A 19,386-nucleotide genomic window follows, 5' to 3' on the forward strand; every position below is an offset into this window, starting at 1 on the left:
AGTCTTTCATAGTATAACTTAGGAGGTTCGCAAGTTGCAGAATGATATTCAGGAAATCTTGATCAGCGAAGAGGAAATTCAACAAAGAATCAGGGAGCTTGGCGCCCAGCTGAGCGAAGAATACGCAGGACGCACGCCTTTAGTCATTTGTGTACTCAAGGGCGCGTTTATCTTTATGGCAGATCTGGTTAAAGTGATTACAGTACCTGTCGAAATGGACTTTATGGCGGTATCGAGCTATGGCGGCACGACCAAATCATCCGGTATAGTCAAAATCATTAAGGATCTGGATACTTCGGTCGAAGGCCGTGATGTTCTGATTGTTGAGGACATTATCGACAGTGGCCTTACGCTCAGCTATCTGATCGATATGCTGCAGGGTCGCAATGCTGCTTCCATTAAAGTAGTAACTCTGTTCGACAAGCCGTCAGGCCGTGCAGTCAGTCTTGAAGCTGAATATACCGGCTTTGTGATTCCTGATGCCTTTCTGGTGGGCTATGGTCTGGACTATGCCGAGCTGTACCGGAACCTCCCTTATGTCGGTGTGCTGAAGCCTGAAATTTACACCAAATAAACTATTCGACAGCCTTAGATCCGCGGATCAGATTCCCGGGCCTGATGTTATTTGAGGACTCCGGGCAGGCTATGGTACAATAACTTGAGCGTTGTGAGAGGAGGTAGGGGATGAATCGGTTCATCCGGAATTCTGGTTTTTATTTGATTTTATTTTTAGTCGTGGTGGGCATTGTCCAGTTTGTCAGCAATGGAAATGAATCCGCCGATTTCCCTAGATACGATGAGTTACGACAGGAGATCAAAGCCAACAATGTGAAGAGCATGACGATTCAGTTTGAAGGTAACGCTTTTCTGGTTACCGGCGAATACAAAAATTTGCCGACTGATACCAAATCGAAAAACTTCTCCACATATGTACCTCCTACAGATGCAGCGATTAATGAGCTCATTGCCGCCAGTGATTCCAATGGCGTTGAGCTGACCCAGAAGAAAATGGAGGGTGACAGCATCTGGCTGACATTCCTTTCTTCCATTATCCCGCTGGTTATTATGTTCATCCTGTTCTTCTTCCTGTTCAATAATGCACAGGGCGGCGGCGGCAAAGTGATGAACTTTGGCAAGAGCAAAGCCCGCCTGTACAACGAAGAGAAGAAGAAAATCAGCTTCGAAGACGTTGCCGGTGCTGATGAAGAGAAACAGGAGCTTGTTGAAGTCGTTGAATTCCTGAAGGACCCGCGCAAGTTCGCTGCAGTGGGTGCCCGTATCCCCAAAGGGGTACTGCTTGTCGGCCCTCCAGGTACAGGTAAAACCCTGCTGGCCCGTGCAGTTGCCGGTGAAGCAGGCGTTCCGTTCTTCAGTATTTCAGGTTCTGACTTTGTAGAAATGTTTGTCGGTGTCGGTGCTTCCCGTGTGCGTGACCTGTTCGAGAATGCCAAGAAGAACGCGCCATGTATCATTTTCATTGATGAAATTGATGCAGTAGGCCGTCAGCGCGGCGCCGGACTGGGCGGCGGACATGATGAACGCGAACAGACACTCAACCAATTGCTCGTCGAAATGGACGGCTTTGGCGGCAACGAAGGCATTATTATCGTTGCGGCAACCAACCGCGCAGATATACTCGATCCGGCGCTGCTCCGTCCGGGACGTTTCGACCGCCAGATTACGGTTGACCGTCCTGATGTGAAAGGCCGTGAAGCTGTACTGAAGGTTCACTCCCGCAACAAGCCGCTGACCAAAGACGTTAAGCTTGATGTCATTGCGAAGCGTACTACAGGATTTACCGGGGCTGACCTGGAGAACCTGCTGAATGAAGCGGCCCTGCTCGCCGCCCGCCGCAACCGCAAGGATATCGGCATGCGTGAAGTTGATGAAGCCATCGACCGCGTAATCGTGGGTACCGAGAAGCGCAGCCGCATTATCAGCGACCGTGAGAAACGCATCGTGGCTTACCACGAAGCAGGCCACACCATTGCAGGATACTTCCTGGAGCATGCAGATATGGTTCACAAGGTTACCATTATCCCGCGCGGGCGCGCAGGCGGATATGTCATCATGCTTCCTAAGGAAGACCGCATGCTGGTTACCAAGCAGGAGCTGCTTGATAAAGTAACCGGACTCCTTGGCGGACGTGTTGCCGAAGAGATGTTCATCGGTGAAATCGGTACTGGCGCCTATAGTGACTTCCAGCAGGCAACAAGCATCGTACGCAGCATGATTATGCAGTACGGTATGAGTGATAAGCTGGGTCCTATGCAGTTCGGTACATCGCAGGGCCAGGTATTCCTGGGCCGTGATATCGGGCATGAACAGAACTACAGTGACTCCATTGCATACGAGATTGATCAGGAAATGCAGCGCTTTATCCGTGATTGCTATGAACGCTGCCGTGAGCTGCTGACCAAGTACTCCAAGGAAATGCACCTGATTGCAAACACCCTTCTTGAAAAGGAAACACTGGAGCTTGATCAGATCAGGGAACTGATCGAACAGGGTTACCTGACTGAAGACGGCAAACCGGCTGAAGTAGAGGGTGTTACACATGAAGCCGGCGAGCCAGTTATTGATTCGATCGGTGATGTGCGTGTACGCATCCAGGGCAAAAATGATGAAACGCCATCAACCCTGCCTGACCTGACCAAGGACATTCCGAACAAACCGGATTCCGGAGACGGAAATGATCCGAACGGCAGCAATAAAGACGGAGGCGGCAACCTCGTCTAACCCAATAAGAAGCCTGCAAGAATGGCGTACCGGAGAATCTGATGGTTCTCCGGTTTTTTTATGGAATTATAACCTGCTGAGCAAGGCCGCAATCCATTGCCATTCTTTCATTTGTTCCCGCAGAAACTTACTGTGTATGGTTCGTTACATTGACAGTGGGGGGAACGTTGTGTACATTAGTGATTAACTATAAAATATTAGAATATTCATGATATAGCAGAGCCGGGTGGCTGTGCGGGCCAGTGTGAAATTGGGATCTTATAAGGATTGAACGGCCATTAGAATTAAGGGGGACAATTAACCGTGGAAGCTCTGGCGCTTGAGCGCAAGCAGGAACAGAACCGCGAACTTCGTGGGCGCCTCGAACAGCTTAAGAAAGAACGTAATGCAATTATTCTGGCTCATTATTATCAGCGTGACGAAATTCAGGAGGTAGCGGATTTCCGGGGTGATTCTTTTTTGCTGGCTCAAAAGGCAGCAGAGACAGATGCAGAGGTCATTGTTTTCTGCGGCGTTCACTTTATGGGGGAAAGCGCTAAAATTCTTGCTCCGAACAAAACAGTACTCATTCCGGACGAACGTGCCGGCTGCCCTATGGCTGATATGGTCAATGTAGACGGGCTCCGCAGGCTTAAGGCTCAGCATCCGAACGCCAAAGTGGTCACTTATATCAACTCATCTGCTGAGATTAAGGCAGAGACGGATATTTGCTGTACCTCGGCAAATGCAGTCAGAGTTATTGAGTCACTTGATGCGGAAGAAATTATCTGGGTGCCTGATAAAAACCTGGGCCACTATGTTCAGGAAAAGACCGGAAAGAAGCTGATTATCTGGGAAGGCTACTGCAACACCCATGATATGCTCACAGTTAAGGATGTTATTGAAATGAAGGCCAAATATCCGGAAGCCGAATTTGTGGTTCACCCGGAATGCCGGCCGGAAGTGGTTGCAATGGGGGATTATGTAGGCAGCACCACCTCGATTATCGATTATTGCCGGAAATCGGACCGCCGGCAGTTTATCGTTGGAACAGAGGATGGAACAGGCTATCAGCTGCGCATGGACAGTCCTGATAAGGAGTTCCATTTTGCAACCAAATTCCTCGTTTGTCCTAATATGAAGGTTAATAATCTAAAAAAGCTGGTTAAGTGCCTGGAGACGATGAAGCCGCAGATTTACGTACCGCCCGCTGTCGCCGACAAAGCCAGAACCTCCCTAGAGCGCATGCTACAAGTCCGGTAGCATGCGCTACTCTTTCGTTGAAACAGGTGAATAGCGGTCATGATTCCACAATATTTAGTAGATTTCGATGTTCGCGGGCTTCCTGCAGTAAAAACAGACGTTATTGTAATCGGTTCAGGTATTGCAGGACTGTTCACTGCCATCAAAGCTGCTGAGGACCGGAAAGTTATAGTGCTTACCAAGAAGTCGCTGATGGAGAGCAATACCCGGTATGCACAGGGCGGAATTGCTGCGGTCTTTTCGGAAGAAGACTCTCCGGAGTATCACCGGCAGGATACCCTGATGGCGGGTGCCGGGCTGAACTCCTCTGCTGCGGTGGATGTTTTGGTTAATGAGGGTCCGGAGGGTGTGCATGAGCTGATCCGGCTGGGCACTATATTTGATAAAGAGAACGGTGTACTGGCTTTAACCCAGGAAGGGGCCCATAGCCACCGCCGTATTTTGCATGCCAATGGTGATGCTACCGGGTATGAAATCGTACGTGCTCTCATAGAGCAGGTGAAGCAGGACAAGAATATCGAGGTCTGGGATGATCATTTTGTCATCGATCTGATTACGGAACAAGGCGAATGCGCCGGAGCCCTGGTACAGCGGCCAAACGGTGAAAGGCTGTTTTTGCAGGCAGATGCTACCGTCCTCTGTTCCGGGGGAGCGGGGCAATTGTACCGCTATACCACTAATCCTGAGGTGGCTACCGGTGACGGGGTGGCCATTGCCTACCGGGCAGGAGCCCATATACGGGATATCGAATTTATCCAGTTTCATCCGACAGCACTCTCTTATCCCGGAGCACCGCGGTTTCTGATTTCGGAGGCGGTTCGCGGCGAGGGTGCCGTACTGCGCAATATACACGGGGACCGTTTCATGGAACGGTATCATGAATTGCTTGAGCTTGCACCACGCGATATTGTGGCAAGGGCCATAGTCAGTGAAATGGAGCTGACCAAATCCACCTTTGTTTATCTTGATATTACCCATGAGTCGGCTGATATGGTGAAGCACCGTTTTCCGACCATTTATGAAACCTGCATGAGCTACGGACTCGATATTACAAGTGACTGGATTCCAGTGGCCCCTGCTGCGCATTATATGATGGGAGGCATCAAAACCGATCTGAACGGGGAGAGCAATATTGCCCGCCTGTTTGCCTGCGGGGAAGTGTCCTCAACCGGAGTACAGGGGGCAAACCGGCTGGCCAGCAACTCCTTGTCTGAAGCTATAGTGTTCGGACGGCGGATTACAGAACGCATCCGTGAGCTTGCTCCGGCCGATTGGACCAGCCTGTTGGCAGGCTGTAATGAAGGACGTACAGAAACACCGACTCAGGCAATTGTGGAACGCCGGCTGAAACTTCAGAAGGTAATGGTCCGTTATGCAGGGCTTCGGCGCGATGAGGGAATGCTGAATAAAGCACTTGATGAACTGAAGCGGCAGCTGCCGATTTTTACTGCTGCGCTTACCAAGCGTGAAGAGTATGAGTTTGCCAATATGCTTACCTGCAGTCTGCTGATCACTGAATCGGCACTCGCTCGGCAGGAGAGCCGCGGAGCCCATTACCGGGATGATTATCCGCTGCGCGATGATGCGAAGTGGCAGAAACATCTGCTCCAGATCCGTGATCTGGGCATAGTGGAGGAATTTAGTGATGATGTTTAATGGATATAATGAAGAACTGTTACAGTTGATAAAAAGCTGGCTGCAGGAGGACGTCGGTTCAGGCGATATTACAACCCGGACCACTATACCAGCCGGCCACGAGTCCAAAGGGATTATTCATGCAAAGGAGGCCGGTGTGATCTGCGGTCTGCCTGTAGCGGAGCTGGTATTTGAGGTCGTTGACCCGTCCCTCGTATTTACCCCGCTGGTTCAAGAAGGGCAGAATGTGTCTAAAGGAACGGTAATTGCCGAAGTGGAAGGAAGCACCCATGCCATTCTGACCGGTGAGCGGCTTGCACTTAATCTGATGCAGCGGCTGTCGGGAGTTGCTTCGCGGACAGCAGCTTTTGTAGAGGTGCTGGATGGTCTGCCGACACGGCTGGTTGATACACGTAAGACGACACCGGGCCACCGGATGCTGGAGAAGTACGCTGTGCGTGTCGGAGGCGGGGCAAACCACCGGTTCGGCTTATACGATGCTGTGATGATTAAGGATAATCATATTAAGGGAGCCGGGGGTATTCTTCAGGCTGTGGGGCGGGCCCGGGCCAATATTCCGCACACCATGATGATTGAGGTGGAAACAGAGAGCCTTGAGCAGGTAGAGGAAGCCCTTACAGCAGGAGCGGATATTATAATGCTCGACAATATGGAGCCTGAACTGATGAAGGAAGCAGTCAGAAGAATCAAGACCAGATCGCCTCATGTCAAAACGGAAGCTTCCGGCAATGTGTCTCTGGAGACAGTGCGCCGTATCGCGGAATCCGGTGTAGATGTGATTTCTGTCGGCCGGCTGACATACTCCTTCAACAGTCTGGACATCAGTCTGGACCTTAACGCCCGGAAGGAGGGGCCGCTGTCATGATGCTTGCAGTTGATATTGGTAATACTAATATTGTGCTCGGAATATACCGTAAGCGTGAGCTGCTGCATCATTTCCGGCTTAGCACGGCCCGCCAGTCCACAGCAGATGAATATGGCGTGCTGATTCACAATCTGTTCCAGATGTCGAATATCTCCTTCAAGGACGTGGAGGGTGTCATTATTTCCTCTGTCGTGCCCCCGCTTGTTCAAGTAATTGTAGAGATGTGCGTAAAATATATCGGTAAAGATCCGCTGCTGGTCGGTCCCGGCATCAAGACCGGACTTAACCTGCGTTATGAGAATCCCCGTGAAGTCGGGGCTGACCGGATTGTCAATGCAGTCGCCGCTATCGAGCAGTACAAATGCCCGCTTGTGGTTGTAGACTTCGGGACAGCGACTACCTTTGACTGTATTGATGCCGGGGCCAACTACCTGGGCGGAGCCATTGTTCCCGGACTTGGTATTTCCACGGAAGCCCTCTATCAGCGGGCATCCAAGCTGCCGCGGATTGAGCTGGAGAAGCCGAAGAAGGTGATCGGGCGCAATACCGTGCATGCCATGCAGGCCGGGATTATTTTTGGATATGCCGGACAGGTTGAGGGAATTGTTCGGAGAATCAAGCAGGAGATGAATGCACCGGTGCTTAAGGTGATCGCCACTGGCGGCCTGGCTACCCTTATTGCCGGGGAAACGGACTGTATAGATGAAGTGAACCCTATGTTGACACTCGAAGGCCTGCGCATTATTTATGACCGTAACCAATAAAGATAAAGAAGCCTGAATCAGGCTCAGAGACAGGAGGGTATGACCCAATGGAAAAGAAAAAGGACCGGCTGGTCCGGGGAACTGCGCTGCACGGCAGAGTCCGGGCATTTACTGTCCGGACAACAGAGCTTGTTGAGGAACTGCGGCGCAGACATGATACTTACCCGACAGCTACGGCTGCGCTGGGCCGTACAGTAACCGCTGCAGCCATGATGGGCGCCATGCTTAAGGGAGAAGAGAAGCTTGCGGTGATGGTTAAAGGTAACGGGCCGATCGGTCAGATTACCGCTGAATCCAATGCCCGCGGGGAAGTGCGCGGCTATGTAAGCAACCCTCATGTTCATCTGCCGAGCAACAGTCAGGGAAAGCTGGATGTTGCAGGTGCCGTAGGAACGGAAGGGTTTATCGATGTCAGTAAGGATTTGGGGCTCAAGGAGCCGTATCGCGGCAGCGTACCGATCGTTTCGGGAGAGCTGGGCGATGATTTTACTTATTACTTTGCGATTTCAGAACAGACACCGGCGGCGGTCGGGCTGGGCGTATTGGTTGAAGCCGACCACTCGGTCCGTGTGGCCGGCGGCTTTATTATCCAGCTGCTTCCGGGTCTTACTGATGCCGAAATCAGCGAAATTGAGCAGACGCTGAGCACGATGCCTTCCGTTACGGCCCTGCTCGATCAGGGACTTGAGCCGGAGGAGATGCTGACCTATCTTTTACCGGATGCGGTTATCCTTGACGGGCTGGATATTGTGTTTAAATGTCAATGCTCACGGGAACGGGTGGAGCAGACACTGATCAGTCTGGGCCAGCATGAGCTGGAACGGTTAATTGAAGAAGATGATCAGGCGGAGGTTGTATGCCATTTTTGCAACGAGGCCTATTTATTTAATAAAGATGAAATGCAGGTGATCCTGGATCAAGCAAGATCGTAGGCCTGTAAGATGATGACTAGACAAGAACGCGCACTGCGCAATACGGTTGTTATTCTTGCGGTCGGTACAATGGTGCTCGGCGGACTGCTTTTTTGGAGCCTGCGGGCAATGGCTATTCTCAAGGGAGATGCTGTGGAAGGGGAATCTGCAGATGTGGCAACTGCAGGCGGACAGCGGATAACGGACAGGGAATGGATGGATGAGCTCAAGAAAAAGCATGGGGATGAAGTCCTTCTGGCTATGCTCAATCATATTGTAGTCGATAAAGAGGCTAAGGCGCTCGGCATCACTGTAACAGAGGCAGATATTGAGGAGGAGCTCAGGCGCAATATGGCCGGATACAGCTCTGAAGAACAGTATTATGTTCAAATGCAGTCCGAGCTCGGATTATCCCGTCAGGAGGTCCGCGAAGAGGCCGTTTACCGGCTGACCCTTCAGGCAGTGGCTACAGAGGGCATTACGGTCGGTGATGCGGCTATTGATGAGTATCTGGCTGAGAACGCCGGGCGTTTTGCACCCAAGAAGCAAATGGAGCTGGCTATCATTAGAGTAGATACCTACGAAGAGGCGGACTCGGTAATGGACCGGCTGGAGCAGGGTGAGGATTTCGCTGCCCTAGCCAGAGAGGTATCGACTGATCCTGAAAGCAGGGAGCATGGCGGAAGCATCGGCATGGTGGAGGAAGATGACCCGTTCTGGCCGGCCGAGCTGCTCCAGACAGCAGCCGGGCTTGAAGCGGGCGATATCGCTGGTCCCTTATCGGCTGGTGAGGACTATGCCGTAATCCGGCTGGAGAGTATTGTTGATCCGCCGCGGGAGGATGAAGCTCAAATCAGAGCACAGGTGCGGCGTGAGCTGGCACTTGAGCTGGCAGCACCGTTACAGCAGGTGGAAAGCGACCTGCGCAAGAAATATGAGACAGCGATATATGTTGACAATAGCCTGTAAGATTGATAATATGAGGATAAATGTAAAACCTACTGTTTTAGTCGGGAATGATCGGCGGCGGATGATCCAATACAGCCGCTAAGACAGCGTTATAACTTGGCGCTGCGGTAATAATATCCTGGTGCAGACCTACCGTCCTCTATGATGAGATAAGCCATTATACACCCAACACCTGGAATTACATGCTGAAGACATCCGTCACAAGTTACGTACTCATATATCATTTAATATTCCAAGGAGGTTTTTGCTCATGGCTAAAGTCGTTAACAGTGTAACAGATCTGATCGGTGGCACACCGCTCGTCCGTTTGAACCGGATTGCTCCGGAAGGTTCCGCAGAGATCTATCTGAAGCTGGAATACCAGAACCCGGGCTCCAGTGTTAAGGACCGCATTGCCCTCAGCATCGTTGAAGAAGCTGAGAAGGATGGACTGCTTAAGCCGGGCGGAACAATTGTAGAAGCAACAAGCGGCAACACAGGTATCGGACTTGCGCTGGTTGCAGCTGCCAAGGGTTATAAGGCGATTATTGTTATGCCTGAAACGATGAGCCTTGAGCGCCGGAACCTGCTGCGTGCTTACGGTGCTGAACTCGTTCTGACTCCGGGCTCCGAGGGTATGAACGGTGCGGTTAAGAAGGCTGAGCAGATCCTGGCTGAGAATCCGGACTACTTCCTTGCAGATCAGTTCAAAAACAAAGCCAATCTCAAAATTCACCTGGAAACTACAGGTCCTGAAATTGTTGAAGCCATCGAATCCATTGGCGGTCCTCTCGACGCTTTTGTTGCAGGTATTGGTACAGGCGGAACGATCTCCGGCGCCGGTGAAGTACTGAAGAAGCAATATCCCGGTGTGAAGGTATACGCCGTTGAACCTGCAGCTTCCCCGATCCTGGCCGGCGGCAAACCAGGCCCGCACAAAATCCAGGGGATCGGTGCGAACTTTATTCCTGAGATTCTGAACCAGAATATCTACGATGAAATTATTCACGTTGAGAATGATGAAGCATTCGAAACGGCTCGCCGTGTTGCCAAAGAAGAGGGCGTACTGTCCGGTATTTCATCCGGTGCTGCTGTGTTTGCAGCACTCAAAGTAGCCAAAGAGCTTGGCGCAGGCAAAAAAGTGGTTGTTGTCATTCCAAGTAACGGTGAACGTTACCTGAGCACACCGCTCTACAACTTCGAAGTTTAAGTTACTGAATATCGTTTACTGGAGCCTTCCTATCCGCTTGTACAGGGATAGTGAAGGCTCTTTTTGCTAGTACGTGTTTTCAGGTTTCCGCAACTCCCTGATTTCGCTATATGTAAAAGTCCCGCTTTGTGGAGATATTTATATTTACACGAATCCCGGTTATTTTTGCAGAAAACTGCGATCAGGGGTTTCAAACCAGCCGGAAGTACAGTATACTGACAGGCAATAAACGTGAATATGCTTACGAATCACATATTTTTAGGAGGATAGCTTTGGAGATCTTAACAGCGTATCAGGATTGGAAGCAATGGATTAACGGGAGCTGGAGCCTTCTTCCTTTAATTATACAATCTCCCCAGGTCCAGCCGGGTCTGCCCGCCTCCTGGACAGGCGCCTGGAAGCAGGCTTCCCCTTACTCGGTAGTACTGGAGAGCGGTAAGGGCGGACGGTTCACTTATCTCGGGCTGCAGCCGGTTTCTGTGCTTGAAGGGAAGGATGGACGGGCTGAAGTAATCCGGCTACAGGAAACAGCCCGGAGCGGCGCCGCTGCCGGCCAGAACGGACCTGTAGAGTTGCTGGGCAAGCCGCTTGATGTGCTTCACAGCTGGATGAACGAATGTACTTCACCACGCCTGGAGTTGCCCGGCCTGCCTCCGTTTGCAGGAGGCTGTATCGGTTATCTCAGCTATGATGTAGTCCGCTCTCTGGAGGTGCTGCCTTCACTGGCTGAAGATCATCCGGGGTTTCCCGACTACCTGTTTATGCGCTTTGAGGAGCTCTGGATCTATGACAACCAGGAAGACAGGGTTTATTGCACTGTCCATGCTCCATTAACGGAGGAGGCCAGAAGGAATCCGTCTGCTCTTCAGGCGCTTTATGATGAGACAGTGGTACGCACCGAAGAAATGCTGAAGCAATGGGAGCTGCTCTGTGCAGCTTCAGTACCCGAAGAGCACTCGCAGACAGAAGCCGGACGCATTGTTGCGGCAATTGAAGAGAACGTCAGCCTGACCGGGCAATGGCCGGGCATGCAGTCGGCCTTTTCTCCGGAGCAGTTCCAGCAGGCCGTACTGGATGTCCAGGAATACATCCGCCAGGGCGATGTATTTCAGGTAAACCTCTCGCTGCGCCAGGAGGCGCAGCTGAAGTCTCCGCCGGAGGATGTTTATGAATGGCTGCGCAAGCTCAACCCGTCCCCGTACATGGGGCTGCTCCGCTCGCCCGGCTTCGCGCTCTCCAGCGCGTCACCGGAGCTGCTCGTCAAGCTGCACGGGGACAAGATCAGCGCCCGCCCCATTGCCGGTACCCGGCGCCGGGGGCTCACTCCCGCGGAGGACGCCGCCATGGAGGCGGAGCTGCGCGGGAGCGAGAAGGAGATCGCCGAGCATGTCATGCTTGTCGATCTGGAACGCAACGACATCGGCCGTGTCGCTGCGTACGGGACGGTCAGCGTGCCGGAGCTGCTGACCGTCGAGCGATACTCGCATGTCATGCATCTCGTCTCGCAGGTGGAGGGGCGCATCGCCTCCGGCAAGGATGCTTATGATGTCATGGCCGCCTTGTTTCCCGGCGGCACCATTACCGGCGCGCCCAAGGTGCGCACAATGGAGATCATCGAGGAGCTGGAGCCGGTCCGCCGCGGACCCTATACAGGATCGATGGGCTGGATTGACTATAACGGAAATATGGAATTAAATATTATAATAAGAACACTGGCAGTGAAGGATGGAGTGGGATATATTCAGACGGGCGCAGGTATCGTAATCGATTCCGATCCGTACCGGGAGTACCGGGAATGCCATAACAAAGCCAAAGCAGTGGTAAAGGCGGTTCTCTGCAGCGAGCTGCAGCACGAATCCCAAGCCGCGAGCGGAGCCAAAGGGGGAGCAGTATTATGATCTTGGTTATCGATAACTATGATTCCTTTACCTACAACCTGGTGCAGTATTTAGGTGAATTGGGGGAGGAAGTAAAGGTGCACCGCAACGATGAGATTACAATCGGGGAGATAGAAGCAATGGCGCCCGACCATATTCTGATTTCACCGGGACCATGCACGCCGAATGAAGCGGGTATCAGCCTTGAGCTGCTGCAGCACTTCAAGGGGGTAATCCCTATTTTTGGCGTATGTCTGGGCCATCAGGCCATCGGCCAGGCTTTCGGCGGCAATGTGATCCGTGCAGAGCGTCTGATGCACGGCAAAACATCGCCGATTCACCATAACGGAACCTCTGTCTTTGAAGGGATGGAATCACCGTTTACGGCTACAAGATACCACTCGCTGATTGTGGAGCGCGAGAGTCTGCCAGACTGCCTGGAGATTACCGCCGAGACGGCCGAAGGTGAGATTATGGCACTGCGTCATAAGGAATACCCGATTGAAGGTGTGCAATTCCACCCGGAATCCATCATTACCGATCATGGACACACCATGCTCCGCAACTTCCTGAAACGGAGAGCCGGAGAACCGGCATGAAATATATAGGATTAAACCATACAGCAGTTGAAGCCAAAGACGCCGTGGTGTCCGTTCTGGATCACGGCTTTTTGTACGGTATGGGCCTGTTTGAGACCTTCCGCACCTATAGCGGGATTCCATTTCTGCTGCAGCGGCACCTGGACAGGCTGGCGGACGGTTGCAGACAATTAGGAATACCGTTTGAAGCAGATGAAGTTTCCCTAAGCCAATGGATTAAGCAGGTAATGGATGCCAATGGGCTGCAGGAGGCCTATATCCGGTATACCGTTACTGCAGGTGAGGATATACTGGGACTTCCGTCCGCAGAATACAGTAAGCCTAATCACCTGCTGTACATCAAAGAGCTGCCAAAGCTGGACCCGGTGCTATACCTGGAAGGCAAAGGGCTGCAATTACTAAACACACCGCGCAACACGCCGGAAGGCCCGGTACGGCTGAAGTCACTGCACTATATGAATAACATTCTGGCCAAGCGCGAGCTGGCCGGAAATGTTTCTGCCGCCGGCGGAGCGGAAGGGCTGATGCTGACCGGGCAAGGTTTTATTGCAGAGGGCATTGTCAGTAACGTCTTTTTTATCAACGACGGTGTACTGTACACACCTGATATAGCAACAGGCATTCTGCCGGGAATTACCCGGGAAATGGTGCTCACGCTGGCCCGGGAAGCCGGCTTGCAGACTGAAGAGGGTTTCTACCGGTGGGAGCAGCTGCTTGCAGCTGATGAGATCTTTTTGACGAACTCGATACAGGAGCTTGTTCCTGTAACCATGCTGTGGCAGGGCAACGAGCCTTTTCAGGCAGGTAAAGGCTATTGCGGAAGGTACACAGCCGAACTGATCAGGTTATACAGAGAAAGGACGGAAGCGCTGAGATGAAACCTGTGATCTATAAACGGACCTACCGTTTTCCAGACAGCATGCTGACTCTGGGGAGCCGGACATTAATTATGGGTATCCTGAACGTAACGCCCGATTCCTTTTCGGACGGGGGTCTTTGGAATGAGCCGGACCGGGCAGTGGAGCATGCGCTGCAGATGGCGGCAGAAGGAGCCGATATCATTGATATAGGCGGAGAATCTACGCGGCCGGGGCATGAGCCGGTAAGTATGCAGGAGGAGCTGGACCGGGTGCTGCCTGTAATTGAGAGCATTCACCGCGCAGCTCCCCAGCTGGTTCTTTCTATAGATACGTATAAGGCAGAGGTGGCCCGTCAGGCTATTAAGGCGGGGGCGCACATCATTAATGATGTGTGGGGGGCAAAGGCAGACCCGGATATGGCATCAGTAGCCGCTGAAGCCGGATGTCCGATTATTCTGATGCATAACCGCCATGACCGCAACTATAAGGATCTGCAAGCCGATATGGCTGCTGATCTGCAGGGCAGCATTGAGCTGGTGTTAGCCGCAGGGGTCAAGCCGGATAATATCATTCTCGATCCGGGAATCGGCTTTGCCAAGGACTATACCGAGAATCTGCAGGCAATGATGGCGCTCGACAGTCTGGCTGCAATGGGGTATCCGGTATTGCTGGCAACCTCGCGCAAAAAATTCATCCGCACCGTGCTGGATCTCCCGGCCGATGATGTTGTAGAGGGTACTGCTGCGACAGTGGCATTTGGCATTGCCCAAGGCTGTCAGATCGTGCGGGTACATGATGTGGCGAGAATCAGACGTACCGTTCAAATGTGCGATGCCATGCTATACTCCTCCTCCCCGCAGGTTCGGGAATAGCCCGGATAAGAGCGGCGGATTATTTTAAATATGAAGGCAGGTACCCGATATGGATAAAATGAAGCTGCACCGCATGGAATACTATGGCTATCACGGGGTGTTTGAAGAGGAACGCAAGCTCGGCCAGCGCTTTTATGTGGATTTGGAACTGGAGCTTGACCTTCAGGCGGCAGGCCAGAACGATGATCTCACCCAGACCGTAAATTATGCCGAAGTGCATTACACCGTCAAAAATATTGTCGAAACAAAATCCTTTAAGTTAATTGAAGCTTTGGCGGAACATATTGCATCCGTGTTACTGGACACTTATACTATTATCAATGCGGTAACGGTTAAAGTGACCAAGCCGCATCCGCCATTCGACATTCATTTTGAGGGTGTGACCGTAGAGCTGCGGAGAACGAGAAAGTGAGACAAGTCCATGAACATACACTCCACCTCTGAGGCATCAGAGGCTTATATTGCTTTAGGGGCTAATTTGGGTAACCGCGAGGCGACACTTAATGAAGCCTTACACAGGCTTGACCAGCATGAGGCCATAGAAGTAGTGCGCAGCTCCAGAATTTATGAGACAGAGCCGGTCGGGTACCTCGATCAGCCGCAGTTTTTGAATATGACTGCTGCACTCCGCACTACGCTTGCACCTGAAGCTCTGCTCCAAGTAATGCTGGAGATTGAGAATCAGCTTGGCCGTGTACGGGATATCCGTTACGGTCCGCGGACGGTTGATCTGGATTTGTTGTGGGTGGAAGGCCAGACCTTGGATACACCGGATTTAACGCTGCCGCATCCCCGGATGATGGAGAGGGCGTTTGTACTGGTCCCGCTAAGTGACATTGTGCCGCAGGATCAGTCAGGGGCTTCGCTTCACAGCAAGCTTGCTGCAGCGCTTCAAGAATTGGACGGAAAGGAAGGAATGCGCTTGTGGACATCAAAAGAATGGGAAGACGGGTCAGAGCATTCCGGAAACTGAAAGGCTATACCCAGCAGCAGCTGGCGGATTCTGTCGGAATTTCTCTCGCCGTACTGGGGGCAGTGGAGAGGGGAAACCGGCGCTTAGAGGATAAAATTTTAAATAAAATTGCGGATGTTCTCGGCGTATCAGCCGAAGAGCTGGCGAACCCCTCGATTTGAGCCTCCGCTTTTTAATACGTAGAGCTTTATATACAATAGTACAGTAAGGAAGTGAATGAGCATGCTGAAAATAGGCAGTATTGAAATGAAGAATCAGGTCGTTCTGGCACCGATGGCCGGTGTATGTAATCCGGCGTTCCGCCTGATTGCCAAAGAATTCGGCACAGGCCTGGTCTGCGCGGAAATGGTCAGTGACAAGGCGATCCTGCACGGTAACAAGCGTACGCGTGAAATGCTGTTTGTCGATGAGCGGGAAAAGCCCCTTAGCCTGCAGATTTTCGGCGGTGACCGGGCGTCTCTGGTTGAAGCAGCCAAAGTAGTCGATAAAGAGACTAATGCTGATATTATTGATATTAATATGGGCTGCCCTGTACCTAAGGTAACCAAGTGTGATGCCGGTGCCCGCTGGCTTCTGAACCCCGATAAGATTTATGAAATGGTATCGGCTGTTGTAGAGGCGGTTGATAAGCCGGTTACTGTCAAAATGCGAATCGGCTGGGACAGCGAGCATATTTTTGTCGAAGAGAATGCGCGTGCTGTCGAACGTGCCGGAGGCCAGGCGGTCAGCGTGCACGGACGTACGCGTGAGCAGCTCTATACCGGGCGTGCCGACTGGAAGTATATCAAAATGGCCAAGGAAGCCGTATCCATTCCGGTCATCGGCAACGGTGACGTTAATACACCGGAGGATGCACGGGCGATGCTTGACCAGACCGGCTGTGATGGCGTAATGATCGGCCGCGGAGCACTGGGCAACCCGTGGATGCTGTACCGGACGATACAGTATTTGAGCACAGGTGAACTGATGCCCGAACCTGGAGCAGAAGAGAAGATCAAGGTAGCCATTCTTCATATGGACCGTCTGATTGCCCTTAAGGGAGAAGCTGTAGCTGTACGCGAGATGCGCAAGCACCTGGCCTGGTATCTCAAAGGCTTCAGAGCTGCAGCAAGGGTGAAGGATCACATCATGGAAGGAACAGAGCGGGATGAGATGGTGCGGATTTTGCATGATTTTGTCGCTCAGCTCAAGGATGAAGAGGATCAGGACAGCGGAGCTGCGCTTATAGCGTTGTAATGGCATATTAATAAAAGGGGCAGATGCGAAGCCGCATCTGTCCCTTTTTTCAAGGAGTAGAAGTTTCTATGAATTACTCAATTGTCATTACCCGGGGAATAGGCGGTTTAACAAAGAAAATGCCCGAATAAGCAGTGTTTCCCGTACGTCATTGACATTTAGTAACGGTTCCAATATAATTTCACAGTATAAAATCGCCGTTACAGCAAGTGTTAATGCAGCAGGGAGGGTTCTGATCCCTCCGGATTCGCATATAGTATGGTGTTTTCAATAAATGTATACGACAGGAGAATCGGTTGAGATGAGCGATAAAGAAGTCATCCTTACGCCGGACGGACTTAAACGTCTGGAAGAAGAACTGGAGACCCTCAAATCTGTTAAGCGCCGTGAAGTGGCCGAGCGGATTAAAGTGGCAATCGGATACGGAGATATCAGCGAGAACTCGGAGTATGAAGACGCGAAGAACGAGCAGGCTTTCATTGAAGGCCGTATCATTACGCTTGAAAAAATGCTTCGAAACGCCCGGATTATCAACAGCGACGAGATTCTTACCGATGTGGTAAGCGTAGGAGTAACTGTAAGCGTTGAAGATCTGGAGTATGGCGACGTAATGGAATACACGATCGTCGGAACAGCAGAGTCGGACCCGCTTAACAACAAGATTTCCAACGAAAGCCCGGTTGGCAGAGCCATTATGGGCAAAACAGTCGGTACAGTCGTCGATGTCAGTGTTCCTGCAGGCGTTATTCAATATAAAATTCTTGATATCACAATGAAGTAACTAACCGTTACACCCCTGAAAGCTTCCTTAGGGAAGCTTTTTTCGGATTTTGCTCTGAAACGGACTGCCCTCGCTCTAGGCCTGGGGAGCCGTTTCTTCTTATGTATATGACATGATGGTTTTAGAGAGGATGAACGAACATGACCGAGGAATTGAATACGGTGGAGAATACGGAGAATGAGCTCAGCGAGCTGCTGCGCATCCGGCGTGCCAAATTGGACGAGCTGCGTGCACTGGGAATTGACCCGTTCGGTAAAAAGTACGAGCGTACAGCGGGCGCCGGGGATCTTCTGGCTAAATATGACGGACAGACCAAGGAAGAACTGGACGAGCTTAATCTTGATGTAAGCATTGCCGGCCGTATTATGGCCAAACGGGTAATGGGAAAAGCCAGCTTCGCCCACATCCAGGATCTGAGCGGCAAAATCCAGATCTATGTACGCCAGGACAGCATTCCTGAAGAACAGTATGCGGCATTCAACGTGCTGGATCTGGGGGATATTATCGGCGTACGCGGAACGTTGTTCAAGACCAAAACAGGGGAAACCTCAATTAAAGCAAGCAATCTTGAGGTTTTGTCCAAATCGCTGCTTCCGCTGCCTGAGAAATACCACGGCTTGAAGGATGTTGAGCTGCGCTACCGCCAGCGTTATGTTGATTTGATCATCAACCCCGAGGTTCAGCAGACGTTTATTGCCCGTTCACGGATTATCCAGTCGATGCGCCGCTATCTGGACTCGCTGGGCTATCTTGAGGTGGAAACACCGACGCTGCATGCCATTGCCGGGGGAGCTGCTGCGCGTCCGTTCATTACTCACCACAATACGCTGGACATGCAGCTTTATATGCGGATTGCCATTGAGCTTCACTTGAAGCGCCTGATCGTCGGCGGTCTGGAAAAAGTCTACGAAATTGGCCGCGTATACCGTAACGAGGGGATTTCAACACGCCATAACCCTGAATTTACAATGATTGAGCTGTACGAAGCTTATGCCGACTACAAGGACATTATGCAGCTGACCGAAAATATGATTGCCCACATTGCCCAGGAGGTTCTTGGCAGCCAGCAGATTAATTACCAGGGACATGAAGTCGACCTGTCTCCGGGATGGCGTCGTGTTACTATGGTTGATGCTGTCAAGGAAGTTACAGGCGTTGACTTTGGCGTTCATATGACAGATGAGGAGGCGCAGCGTCTGGCTAAGGAGCACCGTGTTCCGGTTGAAAAGCATATGACGTTTGGCCATATCCTGAATGCCTTCTTCGAGCAGTTTGTTGAAGAAACGCTTATTCAGCCTACGTTTGTTATGGGGCATCCGGTTGAAATTTCGCCGCTGGCGAAGAAGAACGATCATGATCCACGGTTTACAGACCGTTTTGAGCTGTTTATTGTGGCCCGTGAGCATGCAAATGCATTCAGCGAGCTAAATGACCCGATTGATCAGCGCCAGCGCTTTGAAGCTCAGATTCAGGAAAAAGAACAGGGGAACGACGAGGCTCATGAGATGGATGAAGACTTCATTCGTGCGCTTGAGTACGGCATGCCGCCAACAGGCGGACTTGGAATCGGCGTGGACCGGCTCATTATGCTGCTTACCAATGCTGCATCTATCCGTGATGTGCTGCTATTCCCGCATATGCGTAACAAAGACTAATCACACAATACCCGGGGGCTGCGCGAGCAGCTCCTTTATTTATCTGGATGATCAGTATGGTTTTAAGTAAATAGCATGGGTTTTAAAAAAATGCTTGCATTCCATTTCTGTACATGGTATATTCTTATTCCGGCCAAGAAATGCTGAAAAGCATCGACGCCAAGCTCGAAAAAAGAAATTAAAAAAGAGCTTGCAACG

19 protein-coding genes are annotated in these 19,386 nt (G+C 51.5%); all 19 read left to right on the forward strand.

Going from position 1 to position 19,386, the window contains the following annotated elements:
- Window positions 1-34: 34 nt before the first annotated feature.
- On the forward strand, window positions 35-574 hold the full coding sequence (gene hpt / locus M2108_RS27195; RefSeq protein ID WP_221803628.1) for a hypoxanthine phosphoribosyltransferase: 540 nt from the start codon (window positions 35-37) through the stop codon (window positions 572-574).
- Window positions 575-684: 110 nt separating this feature from the next.
- Complete coding sequence (ftsH, locus tag M2108_RS27200; protein WP_277472510.1) at window positions 685-2,739, forward strand: ATP-dependent zinc metalloprotease FtsH; 2,055 nt, start codon at window positions 685-687, stop codon at window positions 2,737-2,739.
- Window positions 2,740-3,042: 303 nt separating this feature from the next.
- The gene (gene nadA / locus M2108_RS27205; RefSeq protein WP_068729229.1) at window positions 3,043-3,981 is read left to right on the forward strand and encodes a quinolinate synthase NadA; all 939 of its coding nucleotides are present in this window, start codon (window positions 3,043-3,045) and stop codon (window positions 3,979-3,981) included.
- Window positions 3,982-4,020: 39 nt separating this feature from the next.
- Entirely contained in the window at window positions 4,021-5,637 is a 1,617-nt protein-coding gene (nadB, locus tag M2108_RS27210) for an L-aspartate oxidase (protein ID WP_277472507.1), read from the forward strand.
- The gene (gene nadC / locus M2108_RS27215) at window positions 5,627-6,502 is read left to right on the forward strand and encodes a carboxylating nicotinate-nucleotide diphosphorylase (protein WP_277472556.1); all 876 of its coding nucleotides are present in this window, start codon (window positions 5,627-5,629) and stop codon (window positions 6,500-6,502) included. The genes nadB and nadC overlap by 11 nt, the downstream gene beginning before the upstream one ends.
- Window positions 6,499-7,266 (forward strand): type III pantothenate kinase, encoded by a 768-nt coding sequence (locus M2108_RS27220; RefSeq protein ID WP_221803623.1) that lies wholly within the window; start codon window positions 6,499-6,501, stop codon window positions 7,264-7,266. The genes nadC and M2108_RS27220 overlap by 4 nt, the downstream gene beginning before the upstream one ends.
- A 47-nt stretch (window positions 7,267-7,313) precedes the next feature.
- On the forward strand, window positions 7,314-8,198 hold the full coding sequence (gene hslO, locus M2108_RS27225) for an Hsp33 family molecular chaperone HslO (protein WP_277472504.1): 885 nt from the start codon (window positions 7,314-7,316) through the stop codon (window positions 8,196-8,198).
- Between the two features lie 9 nt (window positions 8,199-8,207).
- Complete coding sequence (locus M2108_RS27230) at window positions 8,208-9,146, forward strand: peptidylprolyl isomerase (protein WP_280777259.1); 939 nt, start codon at window positions 8,208-8,210, stop codon at window positions 9,144-9,146.
- A 250-nt stretch (window positions 9,147-9,396) separates the two neighbouring features.
- Window positions 9,397-10,335 carry a cysteine synthase A gene (gene cysK / locus M2108_RS27235; protein WP_277472500.1) on the forward strand — a complete coding sequence of 313 codons (939 nt, stop codon included), beginning with the start codon at window positions 9,397-9,399 and terminating at the stop codon, window positions 10,333-10,335.
- A 272-nt stretch (window positions 10,336-10,607) separates the two neighbouring features.
- Window positions 10,608-12,233 carry an anthranilate synthase component I family protein gene (locus tag M2108_RS27240; RefSeq protein WP_277472497.1) on the forward strand — a complete coding sequence of 542 codons (1,626 nt, stop codon included), beginning with the start codon at window positions 10,608-10,610 and terminating at the stop codon, window positions 12,231-12,233.
- Window positions 12,230-12,811 carry an aminodeoxychorismate/anthranilate synthase component II gene (gene pabA / locus M2108_RS27245; protein WP_090717156.1) on the forward strand — a complete coding sequence of 194 codons (582 nt, stop codon included), beginning with the start codon at window positions 12,230-12,232 and terminating at the stop codon, window positions 12,809-12,811. Before M2108_RS27240 ends, pabA begins: the two co-directional genes overlap by 4 nt.
- Entirely contained in the window at window positions 12,808-13,689 is an 882-nt protein-coding gene (locus M2108_RS27250; RefSeq protein WP_277472492.1) for an aminotransferase class IV, read from the forward strand. Before pabA ends, M2108_RS27250 begins: the two co-directional genes overlap by 4 nt.
- On the forward strand, window positions 13,686-14,543 hold the full coding sequence (gene folP, locus M2108_RS27255) for a dihydropteroate synthase (protein WP_277472490.1): 858 nt from the start codon (window positions 13,686-13,688) through the stop codon (window positions 14,541-14,543). Before M2108_RS27250 ends, folP begins: the two co-directional genes overlap by 4 nt.
- Before the next feature lie 49 nt (window positions 14,544-14,592).
- Complete coding sequence (gene folB, locus M2108_RS27260) at window positions 14,593-14,955, forward strand: dihydroneopterin aldolase (RefSeq protein ID WP_068729217.1); 363 nt, start codon at window positions 14,593-14,595, stop codon at window positions 14,953-14,955.
- Window positions 14,956-14,964: 9 nt separating this feature from the next.
- Entirely contained in the window at window positions 14,965-15,516 is a 552-nt protein-coding gene (gene folK, locus M2108_RS27265) for a 2-amino-4-hydroxy-6-hydroxymethyldihydropteridine diphosphokinase (protein WP_277472488.1), read from the forward strand.
- Window positions 15,483-15,677 carry a helix-turn-helix domain-containing protein gene (locus tag M2108_RS27270; RefSeq protein WP_260510344.1) on the forward strand — a complete coding sequence of 65 codons (195 nt, stop codon included), beginning with the start codon at window positions 15,483-15,485 and terminating at the stop codon, window positions 15,675-15,677. Before folK ends, M2108_RS27270 begins: the two co-directional genes overlap by 34 nt.
- 61 nt (window positions 15,678-15,738) lie before the next feature.
- Window positions 15,739-16,752, forward strand: coding sequence for a tRNA dihydrouridine synthase DusB (gene dusB / locus M2108_RS27275; RefSeq protein ID WP_277472487.1), 1,014 nt, complete (start codon window positions 15,739-15,741; stop codon window positions 16,750-16,752).
- A 301-nt stretch (window positions 16,753-17,053) separates the two neighbouring features.
- Complete coding sequence (greA, locus tag M2108_RS27280; RefSeq protein ID WP_068729207.1) at window positions 17,054-17,533, forward strand: transcription elongation factor GreA; 480 nt, start codon at window positions 17,054-17,056, stop codon at window positions 17,531-17,533.
- A 140-nt stretch (window positions 17,534-17,673) separates the two neighbouring features.
- The gene (gene lysS, locus M2108_RS27285; protein ID WP_277472486.1) at window positions 17,674-19,188 is read left to right on the forward strand and encodes a lysine--tRNA ligase; all 1,515 of its coding nucleotides are present in this window, start codon (window positions 17,674-17,676) and stop codon (window positions 19,186-19,188) included.
- The last annotated feature ends 198 nt before the right edge of the window (window positions 19,189-19,386 follow it).

The organism is Paenibacillus sp. PastM-3 (genome assembly GCF_029893965.1).
In the GTDB taxonomy this organism is placed as follows: domain Bacteria; phylum Bacillota; class Bacilli; order Paenibacillales; family Paenibacillaceae; genus Paenibacillus_AQ.